Origin of the sequence: Agromyces sp. NPDC058110 (assembly GCF_042884735.1) — a bacterium.
GTDB lineage: Bacteria > Actinomycetota > Actinomycetes > Actinomycetales > Microbacteriaceae > Agromyces.
Genome location: NZ_JBHVTI010000004.1, coordinates 145254 through 160195 on the forward strand (window position 1 = coordinate 145254; position 14942 = coordinate 160195).

The following is a 14942-nucleotide window of genomic DNA, read 5'->3' on the forward strand; positions in this document are numbered from 1 at the left end:
ACACATGACGGCACATGACCGCGTCGCGGTGATCATCGAGGATGATGCGGACATCCGGCGCCTCCTCGAGGAGGTGCTCGAGCAGGGCGGGTTCGAGACGCACAGCGCCGGAAACGGACTCGAGGGGGTCGAGAAGGTGCGCCGGTACCGGCCCACGCTCACGACCCTCGACGTCAGCATGCCCGGCATCGACGGCTTCGAGGCGGCCAAGCGCATCCGGGCGTTCAGCGACACCTACCTGATCATGCTCACGGCCCGCACCGACGAGATCGACACCCTCATGGGCCTGGAGTCCGGGGCCGACGACTACATCGCGAAGCCGTTCCGTCCGCGCGAGCTCCGCGCACGCGTCGATGCCATGCTGCGCCGTCCACGACTCGCGACCTCGGGGGGCGACGACGGCGAGCGACCCGCGACGGCCCCGGATGGAGCCGCACCACCGGACGGACAGACCGCCGCGACCGCGAGCTCGCCGCCGGCCGAGTCGGTCGCGCCGACGGCGACCCCCGACCCGTCGCCGCCCGTCAGCCCGATCGTCGTGCCGGCGACCGCCGCGGGCGACGAGGGGTGGATCGAGCACCGGGGCCTGCGGCTCGAGCCCGACATGCGCCTGGTCGTGGTCGACGGCGAGGAGGTCGACCTCACTCGCAGCGAGTTCGACCTGCTCAGCCTCATCATCTCGTCGCGTCGCCGGGTGCGCAGCAAGGCCGACCTGGCCCTCGCGCTCCGCGGCGAGAGCTACGTCACGTCGTACTACGTGAGCGACGCCGACAAGCGTGCGGTCGAGGTGCACCTCGCCAACCTGCGGCGCAAGCTCGGCGAGAACGCGAGCCAGCCGCGCTGGATCGAGACGGTCCGCGGAGTGGGATACCGGCTCACCGCCGACGACGGCGCCTGAACGCGACGACGGATGCCCCGCCTCGGCGTCCGAGGCGGGGCATCCGTCGTTCCGCCGCGCGCGTCACGCCCGCGGCATCCGTCATCAGACCTTGTAGCCGTGGTGGCGGCGCACCAGCTTGCCGAACATGCTGAGCGTCTGCAGCACCGTGATGATGCCGAGCACCGGCCAGCCGACCCAGAGGATCGACGACTGCACGACGGGGCTGAGCTGGGTCCAGATCGCGACCATGGCGATCACCGCGGCGAGCGCGATGAGCAGCGGTGCGAGGTACGCGTGCCCCGAGCCGCGCTCGGCCTTGGCCTGGGCGGCCCAGTTGTCGACCTGCTTCTTGCTGGCGAACTTCGTCCAGGCACGGGCGAAGTGCCCGATGCGCACCCACATGTAGACCTCGGCCGGCACCAGCAGGGCGGCGAACAGGATGTCGCGCACCGAACGGTTCTCCATCGACAGCGCGATGCGGAGGTTCAGCAGGATCGCGACGACGGGCGGGATCAGCCACACGGGGCTGAACACGAACGCGCCGATCGAGAGCGACCCCGCGAGCAGCACGAGGAAGAGGATGCGGCTCAGCGCGTTGATCGCCATCGACGCGTTCTCCCACCAGCGCAGGCGCAGGTTCGGGTGGAACGGCTGACCCTTCGTGTCGCCGCGCTGACCGGGCCACATGAGCTCGATGGCGCCGTAGTTCCATTTCACCTGCTGGGCGTCGAGCGCCCGGAGCGTCGTCATGCCGCCGACGTCGGCGCGAGCGCGGGCGCTGATCTTGGTGAGGTACCCGGCGCTCTTGATCTGGAGCGAGAGGAGCGAGTCCTCGACCTCGCTGTCCTTGACCCACGGGGTGGTCTGGTGGTTCGCCTTCATGGCGTCGCGCAGCGCGTGCGTGGCGAAGATCGAGTACTGGCCGCCGAGCACCGCCATGTTGCGGCCCCGCAGCATGTTCTGCATGTTGAACGCGGCGAACTGCGCGCGCTGGCCGGCGATGAGGAACGGCGCGACGACGCCCGTCATCTCGCGGTCGTCGATCGAGTAGATCGCCGAGATGCCGCCGATGCGGCTGTCGGAGGCGATCTCGGCCTCGAGGAACTCGACGGCGCGGTCGTCGGCCACCGTGTCGCCGTCGACGCCGAGCAGGAAGTCGAGGCCCTCGACGAGGGTGTAGCCGTAGTTCAGGGCGCCGACCTTCTTGTCGGGGTTCTTGCCGATGTCGTGCACGAAGATCTCGGTGAGCTGCTCGACGCCGTCCTCGTCGACGCGCGTGTGCGCCCCGGCGTAGGCGGCCGCGACCTCGACGGTTCGGTCGGTCGTGTTGTTCACGACGACGTGCACCACGTCGGGCAGTCGCGTCTGGGCGAGGAGCGACTCGAGGACGGCGCCGATCGACGCCTCCTCGTTGTAGGCGGGGACGATGCAGCCGATCGTCGATCGCGCGGACGGGAGCGTGTCCACCAGCGCGGCGAAGTCGTCGACGTACGCTTCGAGTTCGGGAGCGGGAAGCGGCCGGACGTACGACTCCGCGATGCCCGAGCCGTCTCGCTGGACGGCCCCGGGGGTGGTGGGGCTGGCGACGACACCGGTCATCATGGAACTCCTTCTCGATCTGGTGCAGCGTCCCCGCACCTCGTTCCGAGTCTGGCGGGGCGACCTCGGGTTCCGCGCTGGGATGCGATAGCGTCGGCTCAAGATCTGCTCAAGATTCCGGCGTTTGGGGGGCCAGACGTCGCCGGACCGGAAGGCATCGCGTGCGCGAGCATCCCATTCACCAGTCCGTCACCCGCCTCGCGGCGGTCGGCGTGATCGCAGCGGCGGCGTTCGGGCTCGCCGGCTGCTCGGCACCGCCGTGGCTGACGGGCGGGACCGCGTCGCCGTCGCCGTCGCCGACGCCGTCGGCGACGAGCACTGCCGCTCCCGTGCAGAACGACCTCGCAGCGGGCGCCCTGACCCGCACCATCGAGGTCGGCGCGATCACCCTGACGATCGACTACTGGTCGACGCTCTCCATGGACCTGTGGACGGCCGCAGCCAACAAGCCGTTGAGCTTCTCGGTGCACGGAACCGTCACGCCGGCCGACGGTCAGAAGATCTACCTCGCGAAGGTCACGGCCACGCCGGTCGTCGGCGGTGGCGACGGCGAAGCCCTGCCCGCGCCCGACCCCATCGTCGACCAGGCGAGCGTCGCACCCGGCTATCTCGTGCTCGACCCCTACAGCTACAGCCAGACGTTCATCGTTCCGCCCGTCGACGGTGCGGCCACGAGTCTCGAACTGACGATGAAGTTCGAGCTCCTGCTGCAGTCCACGCCCACCTCGACCGACTACGCGAAGCAGACCGCCGTCGACACGCTGTCGATCGCGATCGCGCCGCCCGGCTGACGCGGATCAGTCCGCGACCACGACCTCGCCGCCGCCCTTCGCCCGAGCGGAGTGCGCGGCATCCCGCGCAGCCGCCATCAGTCGTTCGAAGTCGTAGCCGAAGCGATCGGTGCCCGCGATGCCGATGCTCGCCGACAGCCGCAACCCCTGGGCAGCCTCGATGCGATGGTCCCGAAGACCGTCCTGCACGGCCTCGGCGTCGTCGGCGGCCAGGCCGATGCGGGCGTACGGCGCCACCAGCACGAGCGTTCCCGGCCCGTCGTGCCCGATGTCGGAGTGCGGCGAGCCATGGCGCCGAACCACCTCGGCGAACTCCGCCAGCAGTTGGTTGCCGACCGACCGACCGAACGCCGTGTTCAGCGCGTCCAGTTCGTCGACCTCGATCCGCATGAACACGAGCTGCTCGTCGTGGTAGTTCGCGCGCTCCAACCAGTCGCCGACGATCTCGCGGAACGAGTCGCCGTTCAGCACCGAATCGATCCCGTACGCCGGCGCGTGGCCTCCGGCTCGCCCGGAGGCGGGCGAGCCGCGTTCGCCCTGCAGCACGACCAGGCTCACGGCGGCGACGATGACGAGCGAGATGAGCACGAATCCTGCGGCCTGCGTGCCGAACGCACTGCGGAACCACGGGTCGTCGGCACCGAACATCGTGAAGATCACCGCCCTCGTGGCGTAGAACACCGTGACGATCACGAAGATCACGGTCAGCCCGCGAGCCGACCAATGCGCCCGCATCGGGGCGCGCAGCGTCTCCCACGTGCCGAGCCCGGCGAAGACCGCGATGAGCACGAACATCGTGAGCGCTCCGGCCCAATCGCCTCCGTCGGGGCCCTCGGCGAGCACCGCGACGGCGGCCGCGGTTCCCGCGACGAGCGCGACCCATGCGAGCGTCGGTCGCCCGTTGTACGCCCGCGCACCGCACCACAGCAGGGCCGGACTCAGCACGACTGCGGCGTTGCCGACCGCGACGGCCCACCACGCCTCGGGATTCACGAACCAGATCGCGTACGCGAACGACGCGAGGATGCCAGACATGAACACGACGGCCCACAGCCGCCCTGCGGCATCCGACCGGCGAAGCACCGTGTCGAGGATGAACATCACGCCGGCCACGATGGTGACGGTGAAGACCGCGAGCTGCATGGTGTACGGATCGATGATCACGGATCCCCCTGACTCGAGACGGGCAACGTGACGATGACGGTCGTGCCGACGCCGATCTCGCTCTCGATGGTCAGCCGGCCGCCGTGCCGCTCGACGAAGTCCCGTGCGATGCCGAGGCCGAGGCCGCTGCCGTGCACGCTGCCCTTGCGCACGGACTCGGAACGGAAGAACCGATCGAAGATCTTCGGCAACTCCGCTTCCGCGATGCCGATGCCCGAGTCCCGCACGACGATCCAGGCGGTGCCCTCGTCTGCGGTGACGCCGATCGACACCTCGCCGCCCTCGTCGTTGTACTTGATGGCGTTCGAGAGCAGGTTGTCGACGACCTGCCGGATGCGGAACGGGTCGGCGCGCGTGATGACGCGGTCGGCGGTGGTGATGGCGACGGTGATGCTCCGCTCGTCCGATCGAGGGCGGAGCGACTCGACCGAGTCGCGCACGATCGCCCCGAGATCGGCGTCCTCGAATTGCAGGAGCGGGGGCGCATCGGCCTGTCGGGCGCTCTGGAGGATGCTCGCGATGAGCTCGAGCATCCGCTCGCCGTTGCGCTCCATGATGTCGAGGTTGCGGCGCACCGAGGCGGGCAGTCCGGGGTCGTCGAGCGACAGCTCGATGTAGCCGAGCACCGAGGTCATCGGAGTGCGCAGCTCGTGCGAGACCGAGGCGACGAGATCGTCCCGCGCGCGGATGGCACGGAGTTCGGCCGTCACGTCGCGCACGACGAGCACGCTGCCGTCGGGCTCGTTGTCGACGTCGAACAGGCGGCGTGCCGTCGCGGCCACGGCCGCCAGCTCGTGCCGTTCCGTGGGGATCCACGTGATGACGTCGTCGAACTCCTCACCTGCCGCCGCGCGGTTGAACGGGAGTTCGCGTTCCTCGAGCGCGGTCGAACGGTCTTCTGCGAACGCCGTGCCGTGACGCGCGTCGTCGGGGCGGCCGATCTCCACCCCGTAGAGCCTCGCGTAGGACGCGTTCATGATCGCGCCTCGTCCATCGCGGTCGAGGCGCACGACGCCGAAGTCGACGGCGTTCAGCACCTCGGCCAGGAGGGCCTCCTGCCGGCTCGCTCGCCTGAGCGCCCGCTCGAGCTGGGTCGCCTGCGAACGCAGCAGCACGCGCTGCGCCGCGGTACGGCGGTTCGACAGCACCGCGCTCGTCGCGACGAAGAGGAGCGCGATCGGCAGCAGCACGATGCTCGGCACGCCGGCGATCGCGAGCGGCCGCCCCGCGAGGAGCTCCGACGTCCACACGAGCGCTGAGGCCGATCCGACCGCGATGATCGCCCCGCGGACCCCGAAGTAGCTGGAGAGCCAGATGGTCGGGAAGATCCAGAGCAGGCCGACGCCCGCAGCAGGGTCGCCGATGCGCATGAAGCCGATCGCGAGGATGTCGAGGATCGGCACGATCATCACGAACTCGCGCGGAAGCCGATGCCAGGGCGTGACGACGGTGACCCCGGTGACCACGAACGCCAGGACGATGCCCGCCAGCACGAGGGGCTGCGCGATGGAACCCGGCGCGAACGCCTGGAGGGTGAAGACCACCACGACCAACGCCGCACCGAACAGCAGTTGCGAGAGGATCACGGAACGGTCGAGGGTGGCGCTCCCCCGCTGAGGCTCCCCCGATGCCCGCATGCAGCGAGCCTACTCGCGGGATCGGAACGTCCGCGGATGGCGTCCGGCCGGTCCGCACCCGGTCGTCGAGACTGCGCGAGCGGCCATCGCCGCTCCACACCCGATCAGCACCGGGCCTCAGAGGCCGAGGTCGCGCAACTCCGCGTCCATGCGCCGGGCCATCTCGGCGTACCCCTCGTCGTTCGGGTGCAGGCCGTCGCCCGCCATCCACTCGGGGTGCCCCTCGATCCAGCGCGAGGCGCCCGCGATCCAGTCCGCCCCGACGCGGTCGGCGCCCTCGTGCACCCAGCCGATGATCTGCTCGACCGACTCCGGACGCTCATCGGTGTACCAGAACGGCTCGACCACGATCAGGCGGGCATCGGGCAGCTCTGCGGCGAGCCTCGAGAGATCCGCGTCGATGGCCGCGCGGATGTCGGCCGCCCGGTCGGGCATCGAGAAGTTGTCGTTCAGGCCCATGGTCACGATCACGAGGTCGGGCGCCGGGTCGTGCGCGACGATCGCCTCGACGAGGTCGGAGGGCGCGGCTCCGAGCCCGCGGTTGTTGACGAAGCCGAGGCCGTCGACCGACGGGTTGAACTCCCGCCAACCCCGATCGGCGGCGATGATGCTCGACCACCGCCGCTCGGGCGAGCTCGCCCCGGTGCCGCGCGTGTACGAGTCGCCGTAGAACGCGACGACCGGGGCATCGGCCGGCAGCGAGGCATCCGGGGCTTCGGATGCCGGTGCGCCGACGCATGCCGTGAGCAGCACGCCGAGCCCGACGGCGCCGACGACGGCCGCGACTGCCCGCGCCCACGCCCACGCCCACGCCCACGCCCGGGCGAAGCGCCGCGCGACGCCGAACGCCCGCCTGCCCCGAAGCCCGCTCATGCGAGTGCTTCGGAACCGACGGGCGTTCGGATGGACGTGCGTCGCGCCGCCTGGGTCAGACCCGCGCGGGCAGCTTCGCCGCGACGAGCTCCGCGATCTGCACGGCGTTCAGCGCGGCGCCCTTGCGCAGGTTGTCGTTCGAGATGAAGAGCACGAGGCCCTTGCCGTCGTCGGCCGACTGGTCCTGGCGGATGCGGCCGACGTAGCTGGGGTCGGTTCCCGCGGCCTGCAGCGGGGTGGGAACGTCGCTGAGTGCGACGCCGGGCGCGGCCGAGAGCAGCTCGGTGGCGCGGTCGGGCGTGATGGGGTTGGCGAACTCCGCGTGGATCGAGAGCGAGTGGCCCGTGAACACCGGCACGCGCACGCAGGTGCCGGCGACGCGCAGGCCCGGCAGCTCGAGGATCTTGCGGCTCTCGTTGCGGAGCTTCTTCTCCTCGTCGGTCTCGAGATCGCCGTCGTCGACGATCGAGCCCGCGAGCGGGATCACGTCGAACGCGATCGTGCGCGGGAACTTCTCGGCCTCGGGGAACTCGACGGCACGGCCGTCGTGCACGAGGTCGATCGCGTCCTGCGCGACCGCGGCCTTCGCCTGGGCGAGCAGTTCCTCGCCGCCGGCGAGCCCCGCGCCCGACACGGCCTGGTACGTCGACACCATGAGACGCTCGAGGCCGGCCTCGTCGTGCAGCACCTTGAGCACGGGCATGGCCGCCATGGTGGTGCAGTTCGGATTCGCGATGATGCCCTTGACCGCCTCGTCGATCGCGTGCGGGTTGACCTCGCTCACGACCAGCGGCACCTCGGGGTCCATGCGCCAACCGCTCGAGTTGTCGACCACCGTGACGCCGGCCGCGGCGAAGCGGGGAGCCTGCGCCTTCGAGAGCGTGGCCCCGGCGGAGAAGATCGCGATGTCGAGGCCCGTCGGGTCTGCCGTCGAGGCGTCTTCGATGACGATCTCCTCGCCCTTCCACGGCAGCGTCGAGCCGGCCGACCGCGCCGAGGCGAAGTAGCGGATCGAGGCGACCGGGAAGTCGCGCTCCTCGAGCAGCCGGCGCACGACCGCGCCGACCTGACCGGTGGCGCCGACGACGCCGATGTTCACTCCCTGTGCCATGCGTGATTTCCCTATCTCTGCGGGTGCGCGGCATCACCGCGACCCGGACGATCGTCATTCCAGTGTGCAGGACTCCGCGACCGGTTCAGTTCCGAATGCGGGCATTCGTCCCGTTCTGGCAGCTTCGCCCCGAAATGCGGCAGTCGACGGATGCCGCGGGCGGGCGATTCAGCGGCCGGTGCCGCCGTGCACCACGGCGTCGACGTCGGAGTCGAGGTCGAAGGCCGTGTGCACCGCGCGTGCCGCGTCGGCGACGCTGTCGGCGCGCGTGACGACCGTGATGCGGATCTCGCTCGTCGAGATCATCTCGATGTTGATGCCGGCCTCGAACAGCGCCTCGAAGAGCTTCGCCGAGACGCCCGACGCGTTGCGCATGGCGTTGCCCACGAGCGAGAGCTTGCCGATCTGGTCGTCGTACTGCAGCGACTCGAAGCCGATCGAGTCCTTCGCGGCGGCGAGCGCGGTGAGCGCCTTCTCGCCGTCGGTCTTGGGCAGCGTGAACGAGATGTCGGTGCGGCCGGTGGTGGCCGCAGACACGTTCTGCACGATGACGTCGACGTTCGCATTGGTGTTCGCGACGATCTTGAAGATCTTGGCGGCGACGCCCGGCTTGTCGGGCACGCCGACGACCGTGATCTTGGCGTCGGACAGGTCGACCGCGACTCCGGCGATGACGGACTCTTCCACAGCAGCTCCTTCGGGAAGACGCGAGGGGTCGTAGACGATGGTCCCCTCGTTGTTGTTGAACGACGAACGCACGTGCAGCGTGACGCCGTGACGGCGCGCGTACTCCACGGCACGGATGTGCAGGACCTTGGCGCCGGATGATGCGAGCTCGAGCATCTCCTCGCTCGTGATCCGGTCGAGCTTGTGCGCCTTCTTGACCATGCGGGGGTCGGAGGTGAACACGCCGTCGACGTCGGTGTAGATCTCGCAGACGTCGGCGTCGAGCGCCGCCGCGAGCGCGACCGCGGTCGTGTCGCTGCCGCCGCGGCCGAGCGTGGTGATGTCGCGCGACTCGCGGCTGAACCCCTGGAAGCCGGCGACGATGACGATCGAGCCCTCGTCGAGCGCTTCGCGCAGGCGCACGGGCGTGACGTCGACGATTCGGGCTGCGCCGTGCGTGGCGTCGGTGATCATGCCGGCCTGGCTGCCGGTGAAGCTGCGTGCGTCGTGCCCCATGCTCTTGATGGCCATGGCGAGCAGTGCCATGGAGATGCGCTCGCCTGCCGAGAGCAGCATGTCGAGCTCGCGCGGGGCCTGGATCGGCGTGACCTCGTTCGCGAGGTCCATGAGTTCGTCGGTCGTGTCGCCCATCGCGGAGACCGCGACGACGACGTCGTTGCCCGCCTTGCGGGTCTCGACGATGCGCTTGGCGACCCGCTTGATGCTCTCCGCGTCGGCGACGGAGGACCCGCCGAACTTCTGCACGATCAAGCTCACGTGGACTCCAAGGGGGTTGGGAGAGCGCCGGGTTGTGCACCGCGGGGCGCCGGAATCCCCATCATACGTGCGGGGCGCATGCCCCTCCGGCAATGTGACGGTGCTAGCGTTCGGGCATGGGCGAGGCGCTCGACCAGTGGTCGGAGTTCAACGTCGCGATGGTCGGAGCGACCGCCGCGCTGGCCGGCCTGCTCATCGTCGCGATGTCGGTGAACATCGGCACGATCCTCCAGTCGGCCACCCTCCCCGCGCGTGCGGCCGTCGCGATCGCGACGCTCGTGCTCGCGATCGCGGTCACCGGGTTCGCGCTCGCCCCCGGCCTGACTCCCGTTGCCTACGGGGTGATCGTGCTCGTGCTCACGCTGCTCGTCGGCGGCTTCCAGGTGCACTCGATCCGGGCGATCCGCCACGACTCGAGCGAGCACCACGGCACGGCGACCCAGCAGGTCGCGAAGTCGATCGTGGGCGTCGTCCCGCTCTTGGCGTACGCCGTCGGCGCCGTCGCGCTCGTGCTCGGCGCCGCCGCGACGGGCCTCTGGCTGTTCGCGGTCGCGACGATCCTCGCGATCGCCGCGGCGATCCTCTACTCGTGGATCGTGCTCATCGAGGTGCTGCGCTGACGGATGCCGCGGGCGGCCGCTCGGAGCTCGGTCGCGCCTCGGTCGGGCCTCGGTCGCAGGTTGCTCGGTCGCGGCTCGGTCGGGCCTCGGTCGCAGGTTGCTCGGTCGCAGGTTGGTCGCGCCTCGGCGGGGTGCGGCCGTCGTCCGCGGCTCAGTCGCGGTGCCCCCTGGCCATGTACCACTCGGTGTACTCGCTCGCTCGTCCGTCGGGGGCGAGCCGGATGATCCAGAGGTTCAGGTAGTCGTTCTTCCGGGCCGGGTACACCGTGCGCCCCTGCACGACCACGAACCCGTCGTGCTCGTGCAGCACCTTCCAGTCGAAGGCCCACGTGCCGGGTTCGTCGAAGTCCTCGAGCCAGCCGGCGACGATCTCGTCGCGCCCGACGCGCGGCTTGGAGTCGGGGCTCGTGAGGTAGACGGCGTCGTCGGTGAAGAGCGCGCCGATCGCCGCGGGGTCGTTCGACTCCCAGGCCGCGACGTAGCTCGCGACCCACTCGGCACCTCGACTCGCCGCCATGCCTCCAGTCCAGTCTGCGGCGGGCCGCGCGTCAAGACTCGGCGGAACGAACGGATGCCTCGGCACGCACGTTCGCGCGATCGGCCACCCGCTCTGCGGGCCGGCGCCCTGCAGGTCGGCCGCTCGGCTCCTCCACCGTCATGTCGCGCGAATCGCGCTCACCCGAGGCGCATGACGACCGTTCGCGCGACATCGCGAGTCCCCGAGCGCGGCGGCGAGCTGCCCGGCTGTCGGGGCGCCGGATCGACCCGGCGCCGCCCCGGAACCGTGATGTCGCGCGAATCGCGCTCACCCGGGGCGCATGACGACCGTTCGCGCGACATCGCCCCCGGGGACGACGTCGGGCGCGCCACGCGGCCGGATTCACCGAATGACCGAGCGGCCGAGGCCGAGCCGGGTAGGGCCGGGCGGGCGGACGGGTGGCGGGGTTGGCGAGGTCGGCCCACGACGCGCCGCCCGCCCCTCGAACGCCCGCCGAGGTGACCTCGTCGGCGTACTCGAGACCGCCGACGGGTGTCGAGGTCAGCCGACGACGCGCCGCCCCTCGAACGCACGCCCGAGGGTGACCTCGTCGGCGTACTCGAGGTCGCCGCCGACGGGGAGGCCCGAGGCCAGCCGCGTGATCTTGATGCCGAGCGTGGTGAGCAGGCGGCTGAGGTAGGTCGCCGTCGCCTCGCCCTCGAGGTTGGGATCGGTCGCGATGATGACCTCGACGACCGTGCCGTCGGCAAGGCGCTGCATGAGCTGGCGGATGCGCAGCTCGTCGGGGCCGATGCCGTCGATCGGGCTGATCGCGCCGCCCAGCACGTGGTACAGGCCGCGGAACTCACGCGTGCGCTCGATCGCGACGACGTCCTTGGCCTCTTCGACGACGCAGATGAGCGTCGGATCACGGCGCGGGTCGCGGCAGATCGCACAGGTCTGCTGCTCGGAGACGTTGCCGCAGATCTCGCAGAAACGCACCTTGGTGCGCACCTCGGTGAGGATCTCGGCGAGCCGGCTCACGTCGAACTGCTCGGTCTGCACGATGTGGAACGCGATGCGCTGCGCCGACTTCGGCCCGATGCCCGGCAGGCGACCGAGTTCGTCGATGAGTTCTTGGACGATGCCCTCGTACACGCGCTACCCCCGCTCTCCGAAGCCGGGGCGCGCGGGCGCCTCGACCTCCTCGAGGAACGTGGCGCCGAGCACCTCGCGCACGACGGCCTCGCCGTAGCGCTGGATGCCGCCGCCGTTCGCCGGACCGCGGCCGGCGTTCGGGCTCCGACGCTCCGGCGCGCCGGCTGCGGGCGGGGTAGCCGAGGCCGACGGCGCTCCCGACGGCGCTGCAGTCGAAGCCGACGGTGCCGCCGCTGCGGCGCGCTGGGATCGTGCGCCCGGGGACCGCCCCGAGCCGCCGTCGTCGGCCGGTGCGCCGCGATCGAAGTCGGGATCGAACGGCGGCTCCTCGTCGAGCGGCGGGGCATCGGCATCGTCGGGAACGGTCGACGCGCCGCCTGCACGCGGCTCCTGGTCGGCACCGCCGCGCACCGGAGCGTCGGGCTGCGCCGAGACTGACGCCGCCGCGGGTGCCGAGTCGGCGATCGGCTCGGCGGGCCGCGGATCGGCGAGCACGGCGGTCGCCGTCGACGTGCCCGCCGTCGACGCATCGGCCTCTGCCGGATCGTCGCGCGGGATCGCGACGGTCGCCCAGCCGAGCGACCCGGTCGAACTCGAGGAGGCACCCGCGCCTGAGGCCGCACGCGTGCCCGACGCCGCGTTCGGGCCGGACGGCGTGCCCGGGCCTGACGGCGTGCTCGACCCCGAACGGCCACCGTTCGCGCTCGCCGCCCCGCCGCGCGCCTCCGCCTTCGCACCGGGTGCTTGGGCCGAGGATCCGGCGGCGGGAGCGCCGGCTGCCGAAGACGGTCCGGTCGGAGCGCCTGCGGGAGCCCCGCTCTCGGGCGACGGCGGCGACGCCGGACCCGGCGCACCGCCGCCCTGCGGCGCGGCACCTGCAGAGCCCGCGCCCTGCGCGCCGATGACCCGCGGAATGAACTTGACCTGGATGCCGAGCACCTCGGTGATCGCCGCCCGCAGCAGTTCGGCGGGGCTCTGCGCGCCGGCCGACCCCTTCAGGTCATTCACGTCGTTCTGACTCGGGAACCCGAGCACGAGCACGTCGTCGTCGGAGCGGTAGTCGATGACCTGGGCCGTCAGGGCCGCCATCCACGCGGTGCGCTTGACGCGCTGGAGCGCGGCGAGCACCTCGGGCCAGGCGTCGCGCATCTGCTGCAGCGTGACCGGCCCGACGGGCTTCGCCTTCGGGGCCGGCTCGCCGCCGGCTTCGGCGGCAGCAGCCGCGGGCCGCACCGGCTCGGGAGCGGGCGACGCGGCACCGGGCGACGCGGCACCGGTCGACGCGGCGCCGCTAGAAGGTTCGGCGGGCGCTGACGACGCTGCGATCGGCGGCGACGCCGGAGCAGCCTTCGCTCGCGCGGAGGCCGCGGCAGGATCGGGGTCGGCGGTACCGGGCGACGCTGCGGCAGCCGCGGCGACGGGCGTCCGGCCGGGAGCGGGAGCCGCGGGGGCTCCGCCGGGCGACGACCCGGCCGAGGCATCGGACACGCCCACGCGACGCTCGAGCCGCTCGACGCGCGCGATCGCCCCGCGCTGGCTGTCGTCGATGGCGGGCACGAGCACGCGCGCGAGCATGAGCTCGAGGTGCAGGCGCGGCGAGGTCGCCCCGCTCATCTCGGTGAGGGTCTGGTTGACGAGGTCGGCCACCCGGGACAGCTCGGCCGCGCCGAACGCCGAGGCCTGCGTGCTCATGCGGGCGAGCTCGTCGGCCGGGACCCCGCGCAGCACGGCGGCTGCGGCCTCGGGCGTCGAGGCTGCGACGACGATCAGGTCGCGGAGGCGCTCGAGCAGGTCTTCGACGAATCGACGCGGGTCTTGACCGGTCTGCACGACCCGGTCGGCGGCCGCGAAGGCACCGGCGGCGTCGCCCTGGCCGATGGCGTCGACGACCTCGTCGAGCAGGGCGCCGTGGGTGTAGCCGAGGAGCGCGACGGCCCGCTCGTAGTCGATGCTCGTGCCCTCGGACCCCGCGATGAGCTGGTCGAGCAACGACAGCGTGTCTCGCGGCGACCCTCCGCCGGCGCGGACGACCAGCGGCAGCACGCCGGGCGCCACCTCGACGCCCTCTTCGGTGCAGAGCTGCTGCACGTACTCGAGCATCGGCCCCGGCGGCACGAGCCGGAAGGGGTAGTGGTGCGTCCGCGAGCGGATGGTGCCGAGCACCTTGTCGGGTTCGGTCGTCGCGAAGATGAACTTCACGTGCTCGGGCGGTTCTTCGACGAGCTTGAGCAGCGCGTTGAACCCCTGCGGGGTGACCATGTGCGCCTCGTCGAGGATGAAGATCTTGTAGCGGTCGCGGGCCGGCGCGAAGACCGCGCGCTCGCGCAGGTCGCGCGCGTCGTCGACGCCGTTGTGGCTCGCGGCGTCGATCTCGACGACGTCGAGCGAGCCGCCGCCGCCGCGCGCGAGCTCGACGCAGCTCGGGCACGTGCCGCAGGGCACGTCGGTGGGGCCCTCGGCGCAGTTCAGGCAGCGGGCGAGGATGCGCGCCGACGTGGTCTTGCCGCAGCCGCGCGGGCCGCTGAAGAGGTACGCGTGGTTGACGCGATCGGTGCGGAGCGCCGTCATGAGCGGATCGGTCACCTGCGACTGTCCGATCATCTCGGCGAACGTCTCAGGCCGGTAGCGGCGATACAGGGCGGTGACCACGGCTCAATCGTAGTTGCCGCGTCCGACACGCGTTCCGGACGTTGCAGGCGTAACATGCGGTGACCACCGGAAGGGGGCGCGATGACGGCGACGACGATGACACCGGCGCAGCTCACGAGGTTCGAGGCGCGCCTGCGGGCCGAACGCGCAGACGCCGAGGAGCGCCTGGCGGAGTTCGACGACGCGATGACGGCGGTGCGCATCGCGCGTTCCGACGCCACCGCCGACGACGAGCACGACCCCGAGGGGCCGACGATGACGCAGGAGTGGTCGCAGCGCACCGCGGTGCTCGCCGACGTGCGCGCCGAGATCGCCGACATCGACCGCGCGCTCGGCCGCATCGCCGACGGCGGCTACGGGTTCTGCACGAACTGCGGCAAGCGCATCACGGTCGCCCGGCTCGACGCGCGCCCCACGGCCGAGCTCTGCATCGACTGCGCCCGCCACGTGCGCTGATCGCGTACGCCCGGCCCAGCGCCACCCGCGACGACGACGGAACGGATGCCGCGGCATCCGCCCTGCTGATCCGCCGCGGCCCG

Annotated in this window: 13 protein-coding genes; 4 read left to right on the forward strand and 9 right to left on the reverse strand. The window is 71.4% G+C overall.

The window, feature by feature from the left end:
* The first annotated feature begins 4 nt into the window (after positions 1-4).
* Positions 5-898 (forward strand): response regulator, encoded by an 894-nt coding sequence (locus tag ACFVS8_RS10895; protein WP_387061554.1) that lies wholly within the window; start codon positions 5-7, stop codon positions 896-898.
* A gap of 84 nt (positions 899-982) precedes the next feature.
* Here ACFVS8_RS10895 and ACFVS8_RS10900 read toward each other — a convergent pair whose 3' ends face one another.
* Positions 983-2479: a glycosyltransferase family 2 protein gene (locus tag ACFVS8_RS10900; protein WP_387061557.1), complete on the reverse strand. Its 1497-nt coding sequence runs from the start codon at positions 2477-2479 to the stop codon at positions 983-985.
* A 161-nt stretch (positions 2480-2640) separates the two neighbouring features.
* Between ACFVS8_RS10900 and ACFVS8_RS10905 the strand changes: the two genes are divergently transcribed.
* Positions 2641-3270, forward strand: a complete 630-nt coding sequence (locus tag ACFVS8_RS10905) for a hypothetical protein (protein ID WP_387061560.1) — start codon at positions 2641-2643, stop codon at positions 3268-3270.
* A gap of 6 nt (positions 3271-3276) precedes the next feature.
* On the opposite strand, the gene ACFVS8_RS10910 is transcribed toward ACFVS8_RS10905, so the two are convergent.
* The 5 genes from ACFVS8_RS10910 to ACFVS8_RS10930 all read right to left on the reverse strand — a co-directional run bounded on the left by ACFVS8_RS10910 (position 3277) and on the right by ACFVS8_RS10930 (position 9498).
* Positions 3277-4434 (reverse strand): GGDEF domain-containing protein, encoded by a 1158-nt coding sequence (locus ACFVS8_RS10910; RefSeq protein WP_387061563.1) that lies wholly within the window; start codon positions 4432-4434, stop codon positions 3277-3279.
* On the reverse strand, positions 4431-6071 hold the full coding sequence (locus ACFVS8_RS10915; protein WP_387061566.1) for a sensor histidine kinase: 1641 nt from the start codon (positions 6069-6071) through the stop codon (positions 4431-4433). Before ACFVS8_RS10915 ends, ACFVS8_RS10910 begins: the two co-directional genes overlap by 4 nt.
* Before the next feature lie 117 nt (positions 6072-6188).
* Positions 6189-6944: an SGNH/GDSL hydrolase family protein gene (locus ACFVS8_RS10920; protein ID WP_387061570.1), complete on the reverse strand. Its 756-nt coding sequence runs from the start codon at positions 6942-6944 to the stop codon at positions 6189-6191.
* A gap of 55 nt (positions 6945-6999) precedes the next feature.
* Positions 7000-8055: an aspartate-semialdehyde dehydrogenase gene (locus tag ACFVS8_RS10925; RefSeq protein ID WP_387061573.1), complete on the reverse strand. Its 1056-nt coding sequence runs from the start codon at positions 8053-8055 to the stop codon at positions 7000-7002.
* Between the two features lie 168 nt (positions 8056-8223).
* The gene (locus tag ACFVS8_RS10930) at positions 8224-9498 is read right to left on the reverse strand and encodes an aspartate kinase (RefSeq protein ID WP_387061576.1); all 1275 of its coding nucleotides are present in this window, start codon (positions 9496-9498) and stop codon (positions 8224-8226) included.
* 116 nt (positions 9499-9614) lie between these two features.
* Here ACFVS8_RS10930 and ACFVS8_RS10935 point away from each other — a divergent pair, with 116 nt between their 5' ends.
* Entirely contained in the window at positions 9615-10118 is a 504-nt protein-coding gene (locus ACFVS8_RS10935) for a hypothetical protein (protein ID WP_387061579.1), read from the forward strand.
* 151 nt (positions 10119-10269) lie between these two features.
* On the opposite strand, the gene ACFVS8_RS10940 is transcribed toward ACFVS8_RS10935, so the two are convergent.
* The 3 genes from ACFVS8_RS10940 to ACFVS8_RS10950 form a co-directional block, all read right to left on the reverse strand.
* The gene (locus ACFVS8_RS10940) at positions 10270-10635 is read right to left on the reverse strand and encodes a nuclear transport factor 2 family protein (protein ID WP_387061582.1); all 366 of its coding nucleotides are present in this window, start codon (positions 10633-10635) and stop codon (positions 10270-10272) included.
* Between the two features lie 522 nt (positions 10636-11157).
* Positions 11158-11754, reverse strand: coding sequence for a recombination mediator RecR (recR, locus tag ACFVS8_RS10945; RefSeq protein ID WP_387061585.1), 597 nt, complete (start codon positions 11752-11754; stop codon positions 11158-11160).
* A gap of 3 nt (positions 11755-11757) precedes the next feature.
* Positions 11758-14403, reverse strand: coding sequence for a DNA polymerase III subunit gamma and tau (locus ACFVS8_RS10950; RefSeq protein ID WP_387061588.1), 2646 nt, complete (start codon positions 14401-14403; stop codon positions 11758-11760).
* An 81-nt stretch (positions 14404-14484) separates the two neighbouring features.
* Here ACFVS8_RS10950 and ACFVS8_RS10955 point away from each other — a divergent pair, with 81 nt between their 5' ends.
* Positions 14485-14859 carry a TraR/DksA family transcriptional regulator gene (locus ACFVS8_RS10955; RefSeq protein ID WP_387061591.1) on the forward strand — a complete coding sequence of 125 codons (375 nt, stop codon included), beginning with the start codon at positions 14485-14487 and terminating at the stop codon, positions 14857-14859.
* Positions 14860-14942: the final 83 nt, after the last annotated feature.